13 protein-coding genes are annotated in these 13,767 nt (G+C 67.4%); 4 read left to right on the top strand and 9 right to left on the bottom strand.

From position 1 onward, the window contains the following. From EV647_RS41455 to EV647_RS41435, 5 genes are all read right to left on the bottom strand, one after another. Complete coding sequence (locus tag EV647_RS41455) at positions 1 to 3,192, bottom strand: caspase family protein (RefSeq protein WP_134013133.1); 3,192 nt, start codon at positions 3,190 to 3,192, stop codon at positions 1 to 3. After that, positions 3,192 to 3,581 carry a hypothetical protein gene (locus EV647_RS41450; RefSeq protein WP_202871282.1) on the bottom strand — a complete coding sequence of 130 codons (390 nt, stop codon included), beginning with the start codon at positions 3,579 to 3,581 and terminating at the stop codon, positions 3,192 to 3,194. The genes EV647_RS41455 and EV647_RS41450 overlap by 1 nt, the downstream gene beginning before the upstream one ends. A 119-nt stretch (positions 3,582 to 3,700) precedes the next feature. Beyond that, the gene (locus EV647_RS41445) at positions 3,701 to 4,576 is read right to left on the bottom strand and encodes a carbohydrate ABC transporter permease (protein ID WP_202876502.1); all 876 of its coding nucleotides are present in this window, start codon (positions 4,574 to 4,576) and stop codon (positions 3,701 to 3,703) included. 11 nt (positions 4,577 to 4,587) lie between these two features. Further along, positions 4,588 to 5,511, bottom strand: a complete 924-nt coding sequence (locus EV647_RS41440; protein WP_134013131.1) for a carbohydrate ABC transporter permease — start codon at positions 5,509 to 5,511, stop codon at positions 4,588 to 4,590. A gap of 7 nt (positions 5,512 to 5,518) precedes the next feature. Further along, positions 5,519 to 6,889: a sugar ABC transporter substrate-binding protein gene (locus tag EV647_RS41435; RefSeq protein ID WP_134013129.1), complete on the bottom strand. Its 1,371-nt coding sequence runs from the start codon at positions 6,887 to 6,889 to the stop codon at positions 5,519 to 5,521. Between the two features lie 145 nt (positions 6,890 to 7,034). Between EV647_RS41435 and EV647_RS41430 the strand changes: the two genes are divergently transcribed. Genes EV647_RS41430 through EV647_RS41415 form a run of 4 tightly spaced genes read left to right on the top strand, consistent with a single transcriptional unit; the run spans position 7,035 to position 11,430 of the window. Further along, a complete protein-coding gene (locus tag EV647_RS41430; protein WP_134013127.1) occupies positions 7,035 to 9,068 on the top strand; it encodes a beta-galactosidase in 2,034 nt (677 codons plus the stop codon). Between the two features lie 2 nt (positions 9,069 to 9,070). After that, a complete protein-coding gene (locus EV647_RS41425; protein WP_202871284.1) occupies positions 9,071 to 10,081 on the top strand; it encodes a LacI family DNA-binding transcriptional regulator in 1,011 nt (336 codons plus the stop codon). Positions 10,082 to 10,120: 39 nt separating this feature from the next. Then, positions 10,121 to 10,657 (top strand): RNA polymerase sigma factor, encoded by a 537-nt coding sequence (locus tag EV647_RS41420; protein WP_134013123.1) that lies wholly within the window; start codon positions 10,121 to 10,123, stop codon positions 10,655 to 10,657. After that, the gene (locus tag EV647_RS41415) at positions 10,654 to 11,430 is read left to right on the top strand and encodes a hypothetical protein (RefSeq protein WP_134013121.1); all 777 of its coding nucleotides are present in this window, start codon (positions 10,654 to 10,656) and stop codon (positions 11,428 to 11,430) included. The genes EV647_RS41420 and EV647_RS41415 overlap by 4 nt, the downstream gene beginning before the upstream one ends. Before the next feature lie 81 nt (positions 11,431 to 11,511). Here EV647_RS41415 and msrA read toward each other — a convergent pair whose 3' ends face one another. From msrA to EV647_RS43790, 4 genes are all read right to left on the bottom strand, one after another. Next, the gene (gene msrA, locus EV647_RS41410; RefSeq protein ID WP_134013119.1) at positions 11,512 to 12,063 is read right to left on the bottom strand and encodes a peptide-methionine (S)-S-oxide reductase MsrA; all 552 of its coding nucleotides are present in this window, start codon (positions 12,061 to 12,063) and stop codon (positions 11,512 to 11,514) included. Next, on the bottom strand, positions 12,060 to 12,551 hold the full coding sequence (msrB, locus tag EV647_RS41405) for a peptide-methionine (R)-S-oxide reductase MsrB (RefSeq protein WP_134013117.1): 492 nt from the start codon (positions 12,549 to 12,551) through the stop codon (positions 12,060 to 12,062). The genes msrA and msrB overlap by 4 nt, the downstream gene beginning before the upstream one ends. Positions 12,552 to 12,692: 141 nt before the next feature. Next, the gene (locus EV647_RS41400; protein ID WP_202876501.1) at positions 12,693 to 13,076 is read right to left on the bottom strand and encodes a nuclear transport factor 2 family protein; all 384 of its coding nucleotides are present in this window, start codon (positions 13,074 to 13,076) and stop codon (positions 12,693 to 12,695) included. Between the two features lie 103 nt (positions 13,077 to 13,179). Beyond that, the gene (locus EV647_RS43790) at positions 13,180 to 13,530 is read right to left on the bottom strand and encodes a ferritin-like domain-containing protein (protein ID WP_134013115.1); all 351 of its coding nucleotides are present in this window, start codon (positions 13,528 to 13,530) and stop codon (positions 13,180 to 13,182) included. Between the last annotated feature and the right edge of the window lie 237 nt (positions 13,531 to 13,767).

Genomic DNA, 13,767 nt, shown 5'->3' with positions numbered 1-13,767 from the left:
TCACCGTCCACCGAGCCGGGAAGCGGGCAACCGTTCCTCGAGCCGCTGCAAGTCCGCGGCGAACTCGCCCAGCACGCGCGCACGGGCCAGCTCGACAGTCGCCGCCTGGCGCCGGGCGTCGCGTCGTTGCTCACCCACCGCCCTCGCCTCGTCCGTCGGCATACCCGCCATCCAGTCGAGAAACATCCCGACGACCTCACGCCCGGCCGACCCACCGACGACGTCCTGAAGCCTCCGGCCCAGCGTCGCGCCGGCCGGGAGATTCAGGAACGCCGTCATCGAGAACCGTGGCTCGTGCCGGGATCTGGCGTCCGCGGCGAGCTGTTGACGAGTGGCCGGATCGAGAGACTGCTCCACTTGCCGGAACAGGTCCGGAAGGATCGCGGTGAGCGGCACCTCGACGTTGGCCGGGTGGAGTTGGCCGTTCGGAAGCTTCAGGATCCGGCCGTCGGTGTCCATCTGGGCGAAGTCCGGGCCGACCGCGCTGACCGGGATCAGCCGGATGATCCGGCCCTCCCAGCTGTGCGTCTCGACGAGCGCGTTCAGCTGGGCAGTGTTCATCAGGGCATCGCGGACGAGGCTGAGCCGGAGGTTGTCATCGGCATCGACCGGCTCACCGAACCCGCGGATCAGGTCCCACTTGGTGAGAACGAAGTGGATCGGGCAGGTGGCGCCGGCCATCATTCCGGTCATCGGCTGGATCGAGCTGCGGAAGTAGCGTTGTCCGGCAGGTTCGCCGCGGAGGAACTGGAGGACCCGGTAGCCGTCCAGCATGCCGAGCAGCCCGTGGGCATTGCGGATCCGTGCTTCCAGATCGCTGAGGCCGGTCGAACCCGCTGCCTGCTGGGTTTCCAGCAGTTCGCCCGCATAGTCGAGATAGCTGATCGTGAACACCTGATGCTTGGTGCCACGGTCGAACGACATGCAGTCGAAGACGAGCTCCCGGGTCTCGCCCGTGCGCGTTCCCCGCGGCCACGGCTCGGCGGTGTCGCTCACCTCGTCGAACACCTTGCTGAGATAGATCCGCTGCGCGGCGGCCGTCTCCAGGAAGTACGAGCGAGTGGCGGTCGGAACGTTCACGGTGTGGAACATGCTCGACAGATAGACCGTCTTCCCCGACCCGGCGATGCCCAGGGCAACAACCCGGAAGTGCGGCATGGGGACCTGGCGGGCGGTGGCGGGCGGGGCAGCAGGTCGTCCGACCGGGGTTGCCTCGGCCACCGCGAAGACACGCTCCCGGAGCACGAAGGCGTGGATGCTGGCGGCGACGATCAACAGGATCAGGATCGCCGGGACGTTCAGTGCGAGGAATGCGACCAGGAGCGCGGCGTAACCGGCCGCGGCCAGCCACAGGGCGGCGTTCTTCAGTCGTACGGCGGCGTGAACGAAGGGCACGAAGGCCAGCAAACCCAACGACAGCAGGGGAATGAGCGCCCACAGGATCGAGCCGATCTCACGCCCGCCACTCCGCTGCGCGGCGACTGGCTGAGCCGTCGGCGGCGGCGCACCGCTTTCGACAGGACGTGGCTGGACCGGTTCGGTAGGACGAACCCCCGCCGGAGCCGTCCGAGCAGGATCCGGGTGCGGCCGGCCCGGCCTCGGAGCGGCAGCTGACACGCTCGCAGCCGGAGCCACTTGCGGCTCGGTAGGCGCTGGGCCCGGAGCGGGCTCGGTCGTTGCAACAGGTGCGCCACTCACAGCTGGCGCGTCCTGCACAGTCGGCGTCTCCTCCGTGGCCCGCACCTGCTCCCCCACCGATGGCGCCTGCGCGGACGGCAGATCCTCCGCAGCCGGTGGTTCCTCTGCGGACGGCACGTCCGCCGGAGCCGGTGGTTCCTCTGCGGACGGCACGTCCGCCGGAGCCGGTGGTTTCTGAGCGGGCGGCACGTCCTTCGCGGCCGGTGGTTCCTCGGCGGTCGGTGGTTCCTCGGGTGCCGCCAGCTGTTCGGCCGGGAGGACGGTCACGGTTACCGGGAGGTCGACTTCGCCGGTAGGGCCTTTGAGATTAAGGGTTCCGGTCCGGGTGGCACGGGTGTCGACGGAGATATCGAGGCCCTCGGGTGTCTCTTCGACGTGGATCCAGTCGTCCGATGCGTGCGGCGTACAGATCCTCGCGACCGGCGGGCCGAGCAACTGGAGAACGAGGTGCGGCGGCTCCGCGCCCGAAACGACCGGCTCGAACCGCAGCGCCGTCGCACTGGGACGGAGGGTCGCCTCCCGGACGGCCGCTTGCGCGGGCTCAGCGACGTACTGGATATCCGTCCGCGCGATCTCCACCAGCGCTTCGTGCGCCCCGACCGCCGCCGGCAAATTCTCGCTGAGCAGTCGCGACCGCAACTCACTGACCGCGCCAAGACGCGAGAACATGTTCGCGTCGGTCATCGCGGCCTGCAGATCAGCCGGAATGGGCTGTGGTTTGATCCGCCGCCGGCGACTTCTGGCCAGGTACAGCTCGCCCTGCATCTCCACGTCCCGGCTGGGCGTCTGATGCGGCGTCTGCGCACGCACCCGGTCGAACACGTAGTCGTACAACTCGTTCAGCGAAACCCAACCGTCCTCGTCCCGGTCGGCGTCACCGGTCGCGAGCCCCTCCACCAGCGCGGTCGTGAACACGGACGGACGGCTGCTGTGGTCGTCGGCGAGCTCGTCGCCTTCGAACGCGTACTCGATCGAGTTCGACGCGGTGATGACCGCCCGACCCCGACCGCCGCCGACCCGATTGCCCGGAAAACTGTCCAGGACGTTGACATCTCCGGTCGACCGGACCGCGACGCCCTTGCCGAACGCCCCGCCGTAGCAGCAGTCCAGCAGCAGTACGACGCTGCGCGACCGGCTCGCCTGCATGCACCGCCGTACGAAGTCCGCCGAGATCGCGGTGGAACTCAGCCGGTTCGGCCGGGTGTTCCGGGCGGCGAAGAACAGTTCGCCCGACTCGCTCTTCAGGCCGTGGCACGAGAAGTGCAGCAACAGCACGTCGTCCGGCTGACTCTCCGCGAGCAGGTCCTCGATCCGCGTCTGGATGACGTACGACGGTTCGTTGCGAACCGTCTCTACGTCGAAGGCGCCGATCTGCCCGTCGCCGAGAACCCGCCCGAGCGCCTCGGCATCGGCGGCCGGCGACCTCAGATGCCGAAGCCCGTCGTGGTCGTACTCGTCGTTCGCGACGATCAGGGCTCTGCGCCGGCCGTCCACTACTTGCCCCCGGGATCGGCGTGCCTGCTGACGAACAACTCGATCAGTCGCGTCTGCTCCGGGGCACTCACCTCCGAGAGCTCCAGTACGTCGCCGTCGAGCTCCAGCCGAACAGTCCGCTTGACGCCGTCGCCTCGCGCCAGCCAGTTCCTGATGACGGACACCACCTTGCGCACACCCTCGGTGGCTTCGCTGAAGGTGACCAGCAACCCGCCGATCGCGAGGAACTCGAGCGCCCTCGTGCCTGGTGGCGGCTCCCCCGCCGGCAGCGCCGTGACGTTGTCGACGTCCAGCTCCAGCAACTCCCGCCGCAGATAACCGGTCAGCTCGTCCAGACGCTCGGCATCCGCACCTGACTCGGCAAGCTGAACTTTCAGCTCCCCCACCATGGACCCCCTTGACTCCCGGGCGAGGCCCGCGTTGCGAAGCCCCTCCCCACACGCGGTGTCACCTCTGTGTTACTCAGGCTAGACCTCCAGCCACCCGCACCGCTACGTCGAGCCGGCGCTTATCCCTTGACGCCTGAGGCGACGACGCTTCGGACGAAGTGGCGTTGGGCGAACAGGAAGATGAGGAGCGCGGGAAGGACGTAAAGGGCGGCGGCCGCTGCTTGCACCGTGGGGATCGCGTTGCCGTGCGGATCGCGGTACCAGGCGGTGATGGCGACCGACAACGTCGTGTGGTCGACGTCGAGCAGGAGCGCCGGCGCGATGTAGTCGCCCCAGGTCCAGATGAAGGACAGCAGGAACGACGTGATCAGCACCGGTCGCGACAGGGGCAGGAAGATCCGCAGGAAGATCCGCGTCCAGCCGCACCCGTCGATGATCGCGGCGTCTTCCAGTTCGCGCGGGATCGCGGCGAAGAACTGGCGGAACAAGAAGATCAGGTACGGCGACGCCGCGAAGCCCCACAGCACCCACGGCCAGTACGTGTTCACCAACCCGAGCTTCGAGAACAGGACGTACGTCGGCAGCAGCGTCAGGATCTGCGGCAGCATCATCGTCGACAGCAGGACGAGGAACAGCCCACGCTTGCCGCTGCCGCGGAGTCTGGCGAACCCGAATCCGACGGCGGCGCTGGAGGCGGTGACAAGTACGGCGTACATGGTCGACAGGAACAGTGAGTTGACGGCGTACGCCGGGAAGTTGATGTCTGTCAGCGCGTGGACGAAGTTCCCCCACTGCGCCTGCCGGGGCAGGATGTGCGTCGGCACGGCGGCCCACTCGTCCCGGGTCTTCAAGGCCGCCAGCAGCAACCAGACGAAGGGCCCGACGAAGAGCACCGCGAGTGCCATCAGCAGGACGTAGATCGCCCCCGCACTCAGACGGACCTTGACCAGCGGCAGCCGGTGGACAGCGGCGGATGCGGTACGGCGGTCGTGCACAGCACGTTCTCCTAACGGTCCGACTCGGTGTCGACCTCGTAGTGCACCCAGAGGCGACTGGATCGCTGGATGAGTAGCGTGAAGGCCAGGATGACCAGGAAGAACACCCACAGCATCGCCGACCCGTATCCGAACCGGTTGCTGGTGAAGAACTCCTGATACACCTGCACCATGTACAAGTGAGTGCTCCGCGGCACCTGCCCTACCCCGGCGATGCTGTTGGTCTCGGCCAGCAGCAGCGGCTGTACGACGATCTGGAACGTCGCGATCACCCCCGTCACCACCTGGAAGAAGATGACCGGAGAGATCATCGGAACCGTGATGTGCCGAAACACCCGCCACCGGCCCGCGCCGTCGACGACTGCCGCCTCCTCCAGCTCGGCCGGAACGCCCTGCAGCGCGGCCAGCATGATGACCATGCCGCCCCCGAGGCCCCACAGCGTCAGGATGATCAGCGCATAGAAGGCCATGGGATCTATCAGCCACGCGATCGGCTTGATCCCGACGACGTGCAGAAGCGCGTTCGCGATGCCGGCGTCCCGGTTCAGGACGAGCTTCCACATGATCGCCATCGCCACCACCGGAACCACCGACGGCAGGAAGAAGATCGTCCGCCACAGGCCGAGCGCTTTCAGCCGCCGGTTGAGCAGTACGGCGAGTCCGAGTGCGGCTGCGACGCTCAGCGGTACGGCGATTGCCGTGTAGGCGATCGTGCGCAGCAGAGCGTGCCACGCCTCGCTGTCGCCGAAGAGTTCGGTGTAGTTGCGGATCCCGACCCATCGCCAGCGCGGTGAGCTGCCGTCGAAGTTCGTCAAGCTCATCCCGAACGCATAGCCCAGCGGCACCACGGTGAGCAGGAGGAAGCCGAGCACCCAGGGCGAGACGAACAGGTAGAAGGATCGGTTCGAGTACCGCGACCAGCTGGTTCGGGCCATGTCGCGGTCAGCCGATCTGCTCTTTGCCCTGCTTGAGCACCTTGTTGACGTCGTCGGTGATCGCCTTGCAGGCGGCGTCGACCGTCGCCTGCTTCTTGATCGCTCTCTGCAGGTGCTTGTCCAGCGTGAGATTCCAGGTATCCACGGTCGCGTACGGCGAGTCCGGCAGCGGCGCGCTGAACTGCAGCTCGTTCTGCGCCGTCTTGTACGCCTGCTTCTGGTACGGCAGATCCTGCGGCAGCTTCGGCAGCAGCGACTTCAAGGCAGGCAGGCCCCAGCCGCTCTTCGCGCGCTCCTCCGCGGGAGGCCCCGCCATGAAGTACTCCATCAGTTTCCACGCCTCGTCCTTGTGCTTCGACTTGGCGGGAATCCAGGCACCCATACCGGCGTACGTCGGGCTCACCCGGTGATCCCCCATCACGGGCGCCGGCGCCATCCGGATCACCGGATGCAGAGCGGTCTCCTTGACGAAGTTGCCGCCGTACCAGTAGCCGTCCTGGCTGATCGCCATCCGTTTCGCCATGAAGGTGGACAGGTCGGCGCCGTCCGGCAGCGGATCGAGCGAGGACGGCCCGACGCCGGCCTGCGCGAAGTCGACGTACCACGCCACCGCCCGGCGAGCAGCCGCGCTGGTGAAGTCCGTCTCGGTCAGGTCACCGTTGTAGATCTGTCCGCCCTGCTGCAGGATCATCGTCGCGAGCGGGGCGAACAGGTTCCAGGCCCACTCCACTCCCAGGCCGTAAACCTTCGTCTTGCCGCCCTGCCTGCTGGTCAGCTTCTTGCCCACCGCAAGCAAGTCGTCGTAGCCGATCGGCTCGGTCTCGCTCAGGTGCGGGGTCTTCGCCTGGTCGAACAGCTGGGCGTTGTACCACAGCGTCGCGTCCTGACTCCAGTCCTTCACGATCCCGTAGTACGAGCCCTGACCGATCTTGCTGCCGTCCCAGCGGAAGCTGTCGTTGACTCCCAGCAGATCGTCCTTCTTGAGCACCTGACTCTTCTCGAGGTACGGCGTCAGATCGGTCGCCAGCCCGCGCGCGTTGACGTTGGCGCTGCCGACGGCCGCACCGCGGACGAAGTCCGGTGGAGTGCCGGACGCGAGCATCGCGTTCAGCCGCGTGGCGTCGGTCTGCAGGAAGTTGATCCTGATCCCGGGATTCTTCGCCTCGAAGTCCGCGATGTGGTCCTTGGTCAGCTCGTTGTTGTTGTACATCACGGTCAGCGTGACGGTGCTCCCGCCGCCCCCGCCGCCGTTGCCGGCCGAGCTGCCCGACGAGTTGGCGTTGCAGCCGCTCAGCAGTCCCCCGGCGGCCGCGCCGCCGACGACAGCGGATGCCCCGCCGAGCAGTCGCCGCCTGCTGATCCGCGCCGATCCGTTCATCCCGACCTCCTCAGTCCGCGCTCCTGACTGGGAGCGCTCACAGTTTGTTGGCCGTCCATACCGCTGTCAATAGCTCGAAAACCTCGGATCCTCATGTCATGATGAGTGCCGTTTCTGTTCGCGCTCCCAGATCGGACACCTGTCGATGAGCATCGTCGTACCGGTTCATTCGGGATCGGCCGGCCGCGCCGAGCCAGTCCTGCCGCAGCTGACCGGCATCGCTTTCGGCGGCGACTACTACCCCGAGCAGTGGCCCGAGCACGTGTGGTCCGAGGATGTCCGGCTGATGCAGGACGCGGGGGTCAACCTGGTCAACGTGGGGATCTTCGCCTGGGCCCTGCTCGAGCCGTCTCCAGGAACGTACGACTTCGGGTGGCTGGACCGGGTTGTCGACCTGCTCCACGACGGCGGCATCTCGGTCAACCTGGCCACGCCCACCGCGGCCCCGCCGCCCTGGTTCTTCCGGCGCCATCCGCAGGCACGCCTCGTCGACCGTGACGGAAGGTTGCTCGGTGCCGGCGGCCGGCAGGCGTTCTGCCCGCATTCTCCCGAGTACCGGGAAGCCGCGATCGCCATCACCGAGCAGCTCGCGGCACGCTACGCGGGTCATCCCGCATTGACGATGTGGCACGTCCACAACGAGTACGGCGGCGCCAACACACACTGCCACTGCGCAACGTCGGCCGAGGCGTTTCGAGGCTGGCTGCGACGCCGCTATGTCCGCCTGGACAACCTGAACGACGCCTGGGGCACAACGTTCTGGGGGCAGCGCTACGGTGATTGGGCCGAGATCGAGCCTCCGCTCGCCTCCCCGATGGCGGTCAATCCGGCGCAGCAACTGGACTTCTTCCGGTTCAGCTCCGACACGCACCTCGACAACTACATCGCCGAGCGAGACCTCCTCCGCAGGCTCTCCCCCGGGGTTGCCGTGACGACCAACTTCATGATCAACAACTGCAAGTGGATCGACTACCGGCGCTGGGCCGCCGAGGTCGACGTGGTTGCCAACGACCACTACCTCTACGCCGAGCAGGCGGCCAACCACATCGAGCTCGCGATGTCGGCGGACCTGACCCGATCGGTCGCCGGCGGCCGCGGATGGTTGCTGATGGAACACTCGACGAGTGCGGTGAACTGGCAACCCCGCAACGTCGCCAAGCGTCCCGGTGAGCTGCGCCGCAACACCTTGAGTCACCTCGCTCGCGGCGCGGAGTCGGCACTCTTCTTCCAGTGGCGGGCCTCGCGCTTCGGCGGCGAGAAGTTCCACTCCGCGATGGTTCCGCACGGTGGCACCGGGACCCGGGTCTGGCGCGAGGTGCTTGCCCTGGGCACCGATATCTCCCGGCTCGGCGAGCTCCGGGGCACTCGCGTCGTCGCAGATGTCGGGATCGCCTGGGACTGGCCGTCCTGGTGGGCGCTCGAGCTCGAGTGGCGTCCCTCCGTCGACCTCTCGTACCTCGACAGAGTCTCGGCGTTCTACGAGGCGACGTGGCGCTCGCACCTGACCGCCGACTTCGTCGACCCCGAAGGCGACCTCTCGCAGTACCCCGTCGTACTGGTACCGAGCCTCTACCTGACAACCCCGGCAGCTGCGGACAACCTGACGACGTACGTCCGCAACGGCGGCACACTCGTGGTGTCGTACTTCTCCGGCATCGTCGACGGGAACGACGCCGTCCATCCGGGTGGCCACCCCGGGGCGTTCCGCGAGCTGCTCGGCCTGTCCGTCGAGGAGTTCCTGCCGCTGCGAGAAGGCGAGCGGGTCCGTCTCGACGACGGCTCCTGCGGCGACGTCTGGGCCGAGGACCTCGTCCTCGACGGCGCGGAGGCCATTCGGCACTACACCGAGGGACCCGCCGCCGGGCAGGCCGCGATCACCCGTCACCGGCTCGGACGCGGAACGGCGTGGTACATCTCGACCCGCCTCAGCGCCCACGATCTCGCCGCCGTACTGCGCGACGCCGGCCTCCCGCCCCACGCTGACGTGCCTGAAGACCTGGAGGTTGTACGACGTGTCGGGCCGGAGCACGAGTACCTGTTCGCCATCAACCACGGAGAGCGTGACGCCACGCTGGCCGGTGACGGCGACGAACTGCTCACCGGTGCGTCCTGCTCGGGCGATCTCGTCGTACCCGCGGGTGGCGTGCGAGTGGTTCGCACGCCTCGACGCAGAATGTGACCATGAGCTCCTCGAACGCTTCCCGCCGCCCGACCATGGAGGACGTCGCCGAAGTCGCCGGCGTGTCCCGGGGAACGGTCTCCCGCGTGCTCAACGGCGGCCACTACGTGTCCCCCGACGCGTTGACCGCCGTACAGCGCGCGATCCGCAAGACCGGGTACGTCGTGAACCAGCACGCGCGCAGCCTGGTCACCCAACGGTCGAACTCGGTTGCCTTCATCCTCTCCGACCCGCAGGACCGGCTGTTCGAGGACCCCAACTTCAACATCCTCCTGAAAGGCTGCACCCAAGCCCTGGCCGAGCGCGACATCACCTTGCTGCTCACCATCGCCGGCACCCAGGAGGACCGGCGGCGCGTCGGTCGCTGGGTCACCGCCGGGCATGTCGACGGCGTACTGCTGGTGTCCGAGCACGCCGGCAGCCCGCTGACCGACGAACTCCGATCCCGCGGATTGCCGATCGTGGCGGCGGGGCGGCCGATCGGGCACGAGCGCGAGATCTCCTACGTAGCGGCCGACGACCGCGACGGTGCACGGCAGATGGTGAACTACCTGCGGTCCCGCGGCCGCCGGCGCATCGGCATCATCACCGGACCGACCGACACCCCCGGTGGCGTCGACCGGCTGGCCGGCTACCGCGACGTGATCGACGAACCGGACCCGGGACTGATCACCCACGGCGACTACACCCAGGCGTCCGGCGAGCGGGCGATGGCGGACCTGTTGGACCGCGCCCCCGACCTCGACGCCGTCTTCGTCTGCAGTGATCTGATGGCTCTCGGCGCGATCTCGACCCTGCACCGCGCGGGCAAGCGCATCCCACAGGATGTCGCGGTCGGCGGCTTCGACGATTCCAAGGTCGCCGTCAGCGCCGACCCGCCGCTGACCACCATCCGCCAGGATTTCACCCGCGTCAGCACCGAAATGGTCCGCCTCCTGCTCGACAGCATCGGCACCAACACCCGCTCCGCCGTCATCCTCCCCACGGAGCTCGTCATCCGCGAGTCCGCCTGACGGCGACACACTCCGTGCGGTGCTGGACAGGTCCGAGTCATGAGTGAGCATTCACCGCCGGAGCGAGAGGCACGGTTCACCGGGCTGTTCGAGGCGACGTACGCCGACCTGGTCCGGTTCGCGCGGCGACGGGTATCCGACGAGCAGGCCGAGGACATCGTTGCCGAGGCGTTCCTGGTTGCCTGGCGGCGGACTGACGACGTACCGACGAGCCTGCCGGACGCGCGGGCCTGGCTGTTCGGCATCGCGCGGAACGTCATCCTCAATGTTCACCGCGGAGCGCGACGGCGGACGGCACTGGCTGTCCGGCTCAGCGAGACGACGACCGTCACCGCCGACAACTCCGAGCTCGTGGCCCGGCAGATCGATCTCGCGCGAGCGTGGGACAAGCTCTCCGGGGTTCATCAGGAAGCGCTGGCGCTCGCGGTACTCGACGACCTCACCGCACCCCAGGCCGCGGCTGTCCTCGGGATCTCCCCCGTTGCGTTCCGGTTGCGACTCAGCCGCGCCCGCCGAGCGTTGCGTGCATTCCTCGGACATGTACCGGCCCCTTCGCCCGAAAGGCAGCTCTCATGACTCGCATCGACGAACTCCAGGTCCTCAAGAGCCTGGATCCGGCGAGGACCGACGCCGACCCGAACGGCCGGCGCGCGCAGGCCGATCTGCGGCGGATCCTTGCGACCGAACCCACACCGGTGCCTGCGCGCAAGCGGTCGGGTCCGCGGATTGCCGTGGCTCTCGCCTCGGTTGCTGCTGCGACTGCCGCTGTCCTTGTCCTGACATCGGCCCTCGGCGGCGATCGCGCGTTCGCCACGTGGACCGCGACGCCGACGGGTCTGTCGGCAGGCGAGCGGGCCGACGCCGCCGATTCGTGCCGCAAGGAACAGAAGTCAGCCAGCCCCGAATACCGCGATCAGTTGTCCAAGGCGACCATCGCGATCGCGGAACGTCGGGGTGCGTGGACGCTCGTCGTCCTCGCGGACCGAAGTGGGTTCGGCGCGCTGTGCATCACCGACGACTCGCGGCACCTCTTCCGCAGCTACTTCGGTTTCATCGGCACAACGCCGGCGGCTGATCGCCCGGCGCCGCGCGCCCTCACCCCGACGAGCCTCGGCACCGGCTCGATCGACAACCACAGTCTGTCGGTAGCTGCCGGCCTCGCCGGAGCGGACGTCACGGCCGTCACCTACACCAGCCCGACCCGAGGCAAGATCACCGCAACCGTCAACGCCTCCCAGTTCGCCCTCTGGCTCCCCGGCAACGACCTGACAGACGCGAACCGAACCGGAGTCCCGGTCCAGGTGTCCTACCGAGACGGCACCACCGCAACCCTCACCCTGCGCCTCTGAGCAGCGCGAGGATCTGTCGCGCCACGGAACGGGCGAGGGTGTGCCCGTCGCGTCGGCGATGGGCACACCCTCGGGGTCGGATCAGGCGGTGGTCGCGCGCCGCGGCAGCACCCAGTCCGGGCGTACGAAGTGGCACGTGTAACCGGCGGGGTACTTGACCAGGTAGTCCTGGTGCTCCGGCTCGGCCTCCCAGAACGGACCCGCAGGCTCGATCGTCGTCACGGCCTTGCCCGGCCACAGGCCCGACGCGTCGACGTCGGCGATCGTGTCGCGAGCGACCTCCTCCTGCTCCGGCGTGAGCGGAAAGATCGCCGAGCGATAACTGGTGCCGATGTCGTTGCCCTGACGGTTCACCGTCGACGGGTCGTGGATCTGGAAGAAGAACGCCAGGATGTCGCGGTACGTCGTCCGCGCCGGGTCGAAAACGATCTCGACCGCCTCTGCGTGCCCGGGATGATTGCGGTACGTCGCATGGTCGTTCTGCCCGCCCGTGTACCCGACACGCGTCTCGAGTACGCCGGGCTGCCGGCGAATGAGGTCCTCCATACCCCAGAAACACCCGCCGGCGAGGACGGCCGTCTCGGTGCCGGGCTTGCGGGTGACCTGCCCGGTGTCGTCGATTCCACTGGTCATGACGCATGCTCCTCTGTGCTCGTGATGTCGCTGGACGTGTCGGCCGTCTCGAACAGCGACCGATACTCGCCGTACCCCTGACTCTCCAGCTCGGAGACCGGGACGAAGCGCAGTGCGGCGGAGTTCATGCAGTACCGCTGGCCTCCCGCCGCGGCGGGGCCGTCATCGAAAACGTGACCGAGGTGGCTGTCGGCTCCAGTGGACCGCGCCTCTGTGCGGGTCATCCACAGCGATCTGTCCGTGACTGTGCGAACTGCGTCCGACGCGATCGGCTTGGTGAAGCTCGGCCACCCGGTACCGCTGTCGTACTTGTCGGTCGACGAGAACAGCGGCTGTCCGGAAACAACATCCACATAGATCCCGGGCTCGTGGTTGTCCCAGTACTCGTTCCGGAATGCGGGTTCCGTCCCGTCCTTCTGCGTCACGCGGAACTGGCTGTCGGTGAGGCGACTGACCGCCTCTGGAGTCTTCCTGTAGTCGTGTGCCACGGTTCTCCTTTTCTGACGTCGCTGGCTGCGCCGTCACCGGTAACAACATCGCTGGCAGCTGATTTGGTCCCGGCTCCCGCAGAACGCGCTGTGACCGCGATCTCAGTTCAGATCGTGGTCCCCGACGGCGAGGCGACGGAGTCAGGGGGCGATCTCGAGCTTGGTGATGAGGCCGTCGGCGAGGGTGAACCGGTAGATGATGTCGACGACACCGCCGGGGAAGTCACCCTCCAGGTGATTGGTGACGACGTAGTGGGAGTCGTCGAACTTCTCGACGTGGCTGACCTCGACCGTATAGGTGTACTCGCTGGTCTCGGTCTCCCGCCAGCGGTGGATCTCGTCGTGACCGGTGTAGGTGGTGCCGTCGTCGTCGACCACCACGGCGTCCGTGGCGAAGGCGGCCAGCAGGTCGTGAGCGTTCGCCTTGTGCTGGTGATCGGCCTCGCGCAGGTACCTCGTGATCGCCGGCGGCAAATGCTTCGCCATCTCGGCGGCGGTCGGGTCGGGCGGGTGCTGGATAGTCATCAGGCGCCTTTCAACGTGAACGTGGTGCTGCCATGCATTGGCTGTGGTCCCATCCTCGTCACCCTCCTGGCCCGCCGAAGCGTTCGGTCCGCGCGCCGAGCTGTCAGCCGCACGTCAGTCGCCTTGATAGCGCTGCTCTTTCCACGGGTCTCCATAGTTGTGATAGCCGAACATCTCCCAGAAGCCGGGTTGATCTGTGGGGCGCAGGTCCAGACCACGCACGCTCAGCGACGACATCTGCCAGCTCGCGCCACTCCCCCACCAACTCGTCAAGGAACAGGTGCACACCATGGGCGGCCGCTCCGACCACACTCCAGTGCAACTGCTTCCCGACCAGCGACAGATCGATCAGATCCTGCAGCACCAGCTGCAACTCCGAACCAACCGCCGCACGCTCGTTCGGATTCTCCAACGGCGGCAACTGCACAGAATTAGCAACAGCTTCCGTAGACATACCTCATCAGTGTCACGCCCACCGCCATACCTTTCGTCCCCACCCAAACCAACCGCCGGAGCACACACGGCGGCCCGCGCTCGCGGAGGCGGTTGAGTCGGCGCCGGCTGCGCTACCTCGGGCTCAGCTTCTTGGTTGTCATGACCGCAATGTCAAGTTGGGTTTGCCGGCTCCGACCTTGTTGCGAGTGCGCCGAAAGGACGGGTGACCAGCGAGGGCTGACCTCGCTGGGACGAC

The sequence above is a fragment of the Kribbella sp. VKM Ac-2566 genome, assembly GCF_004366005.1.
Classification (GTDB): domain Bacteria; phylum Actinomycetota; class Actinomycetes; order Propionibacteriales; family Kribbellaceae; genus Kribbella; species Kribbella pratensis.
This window is presented reverse-complemented; position numbering and strand designations above follow the sequence as displayed.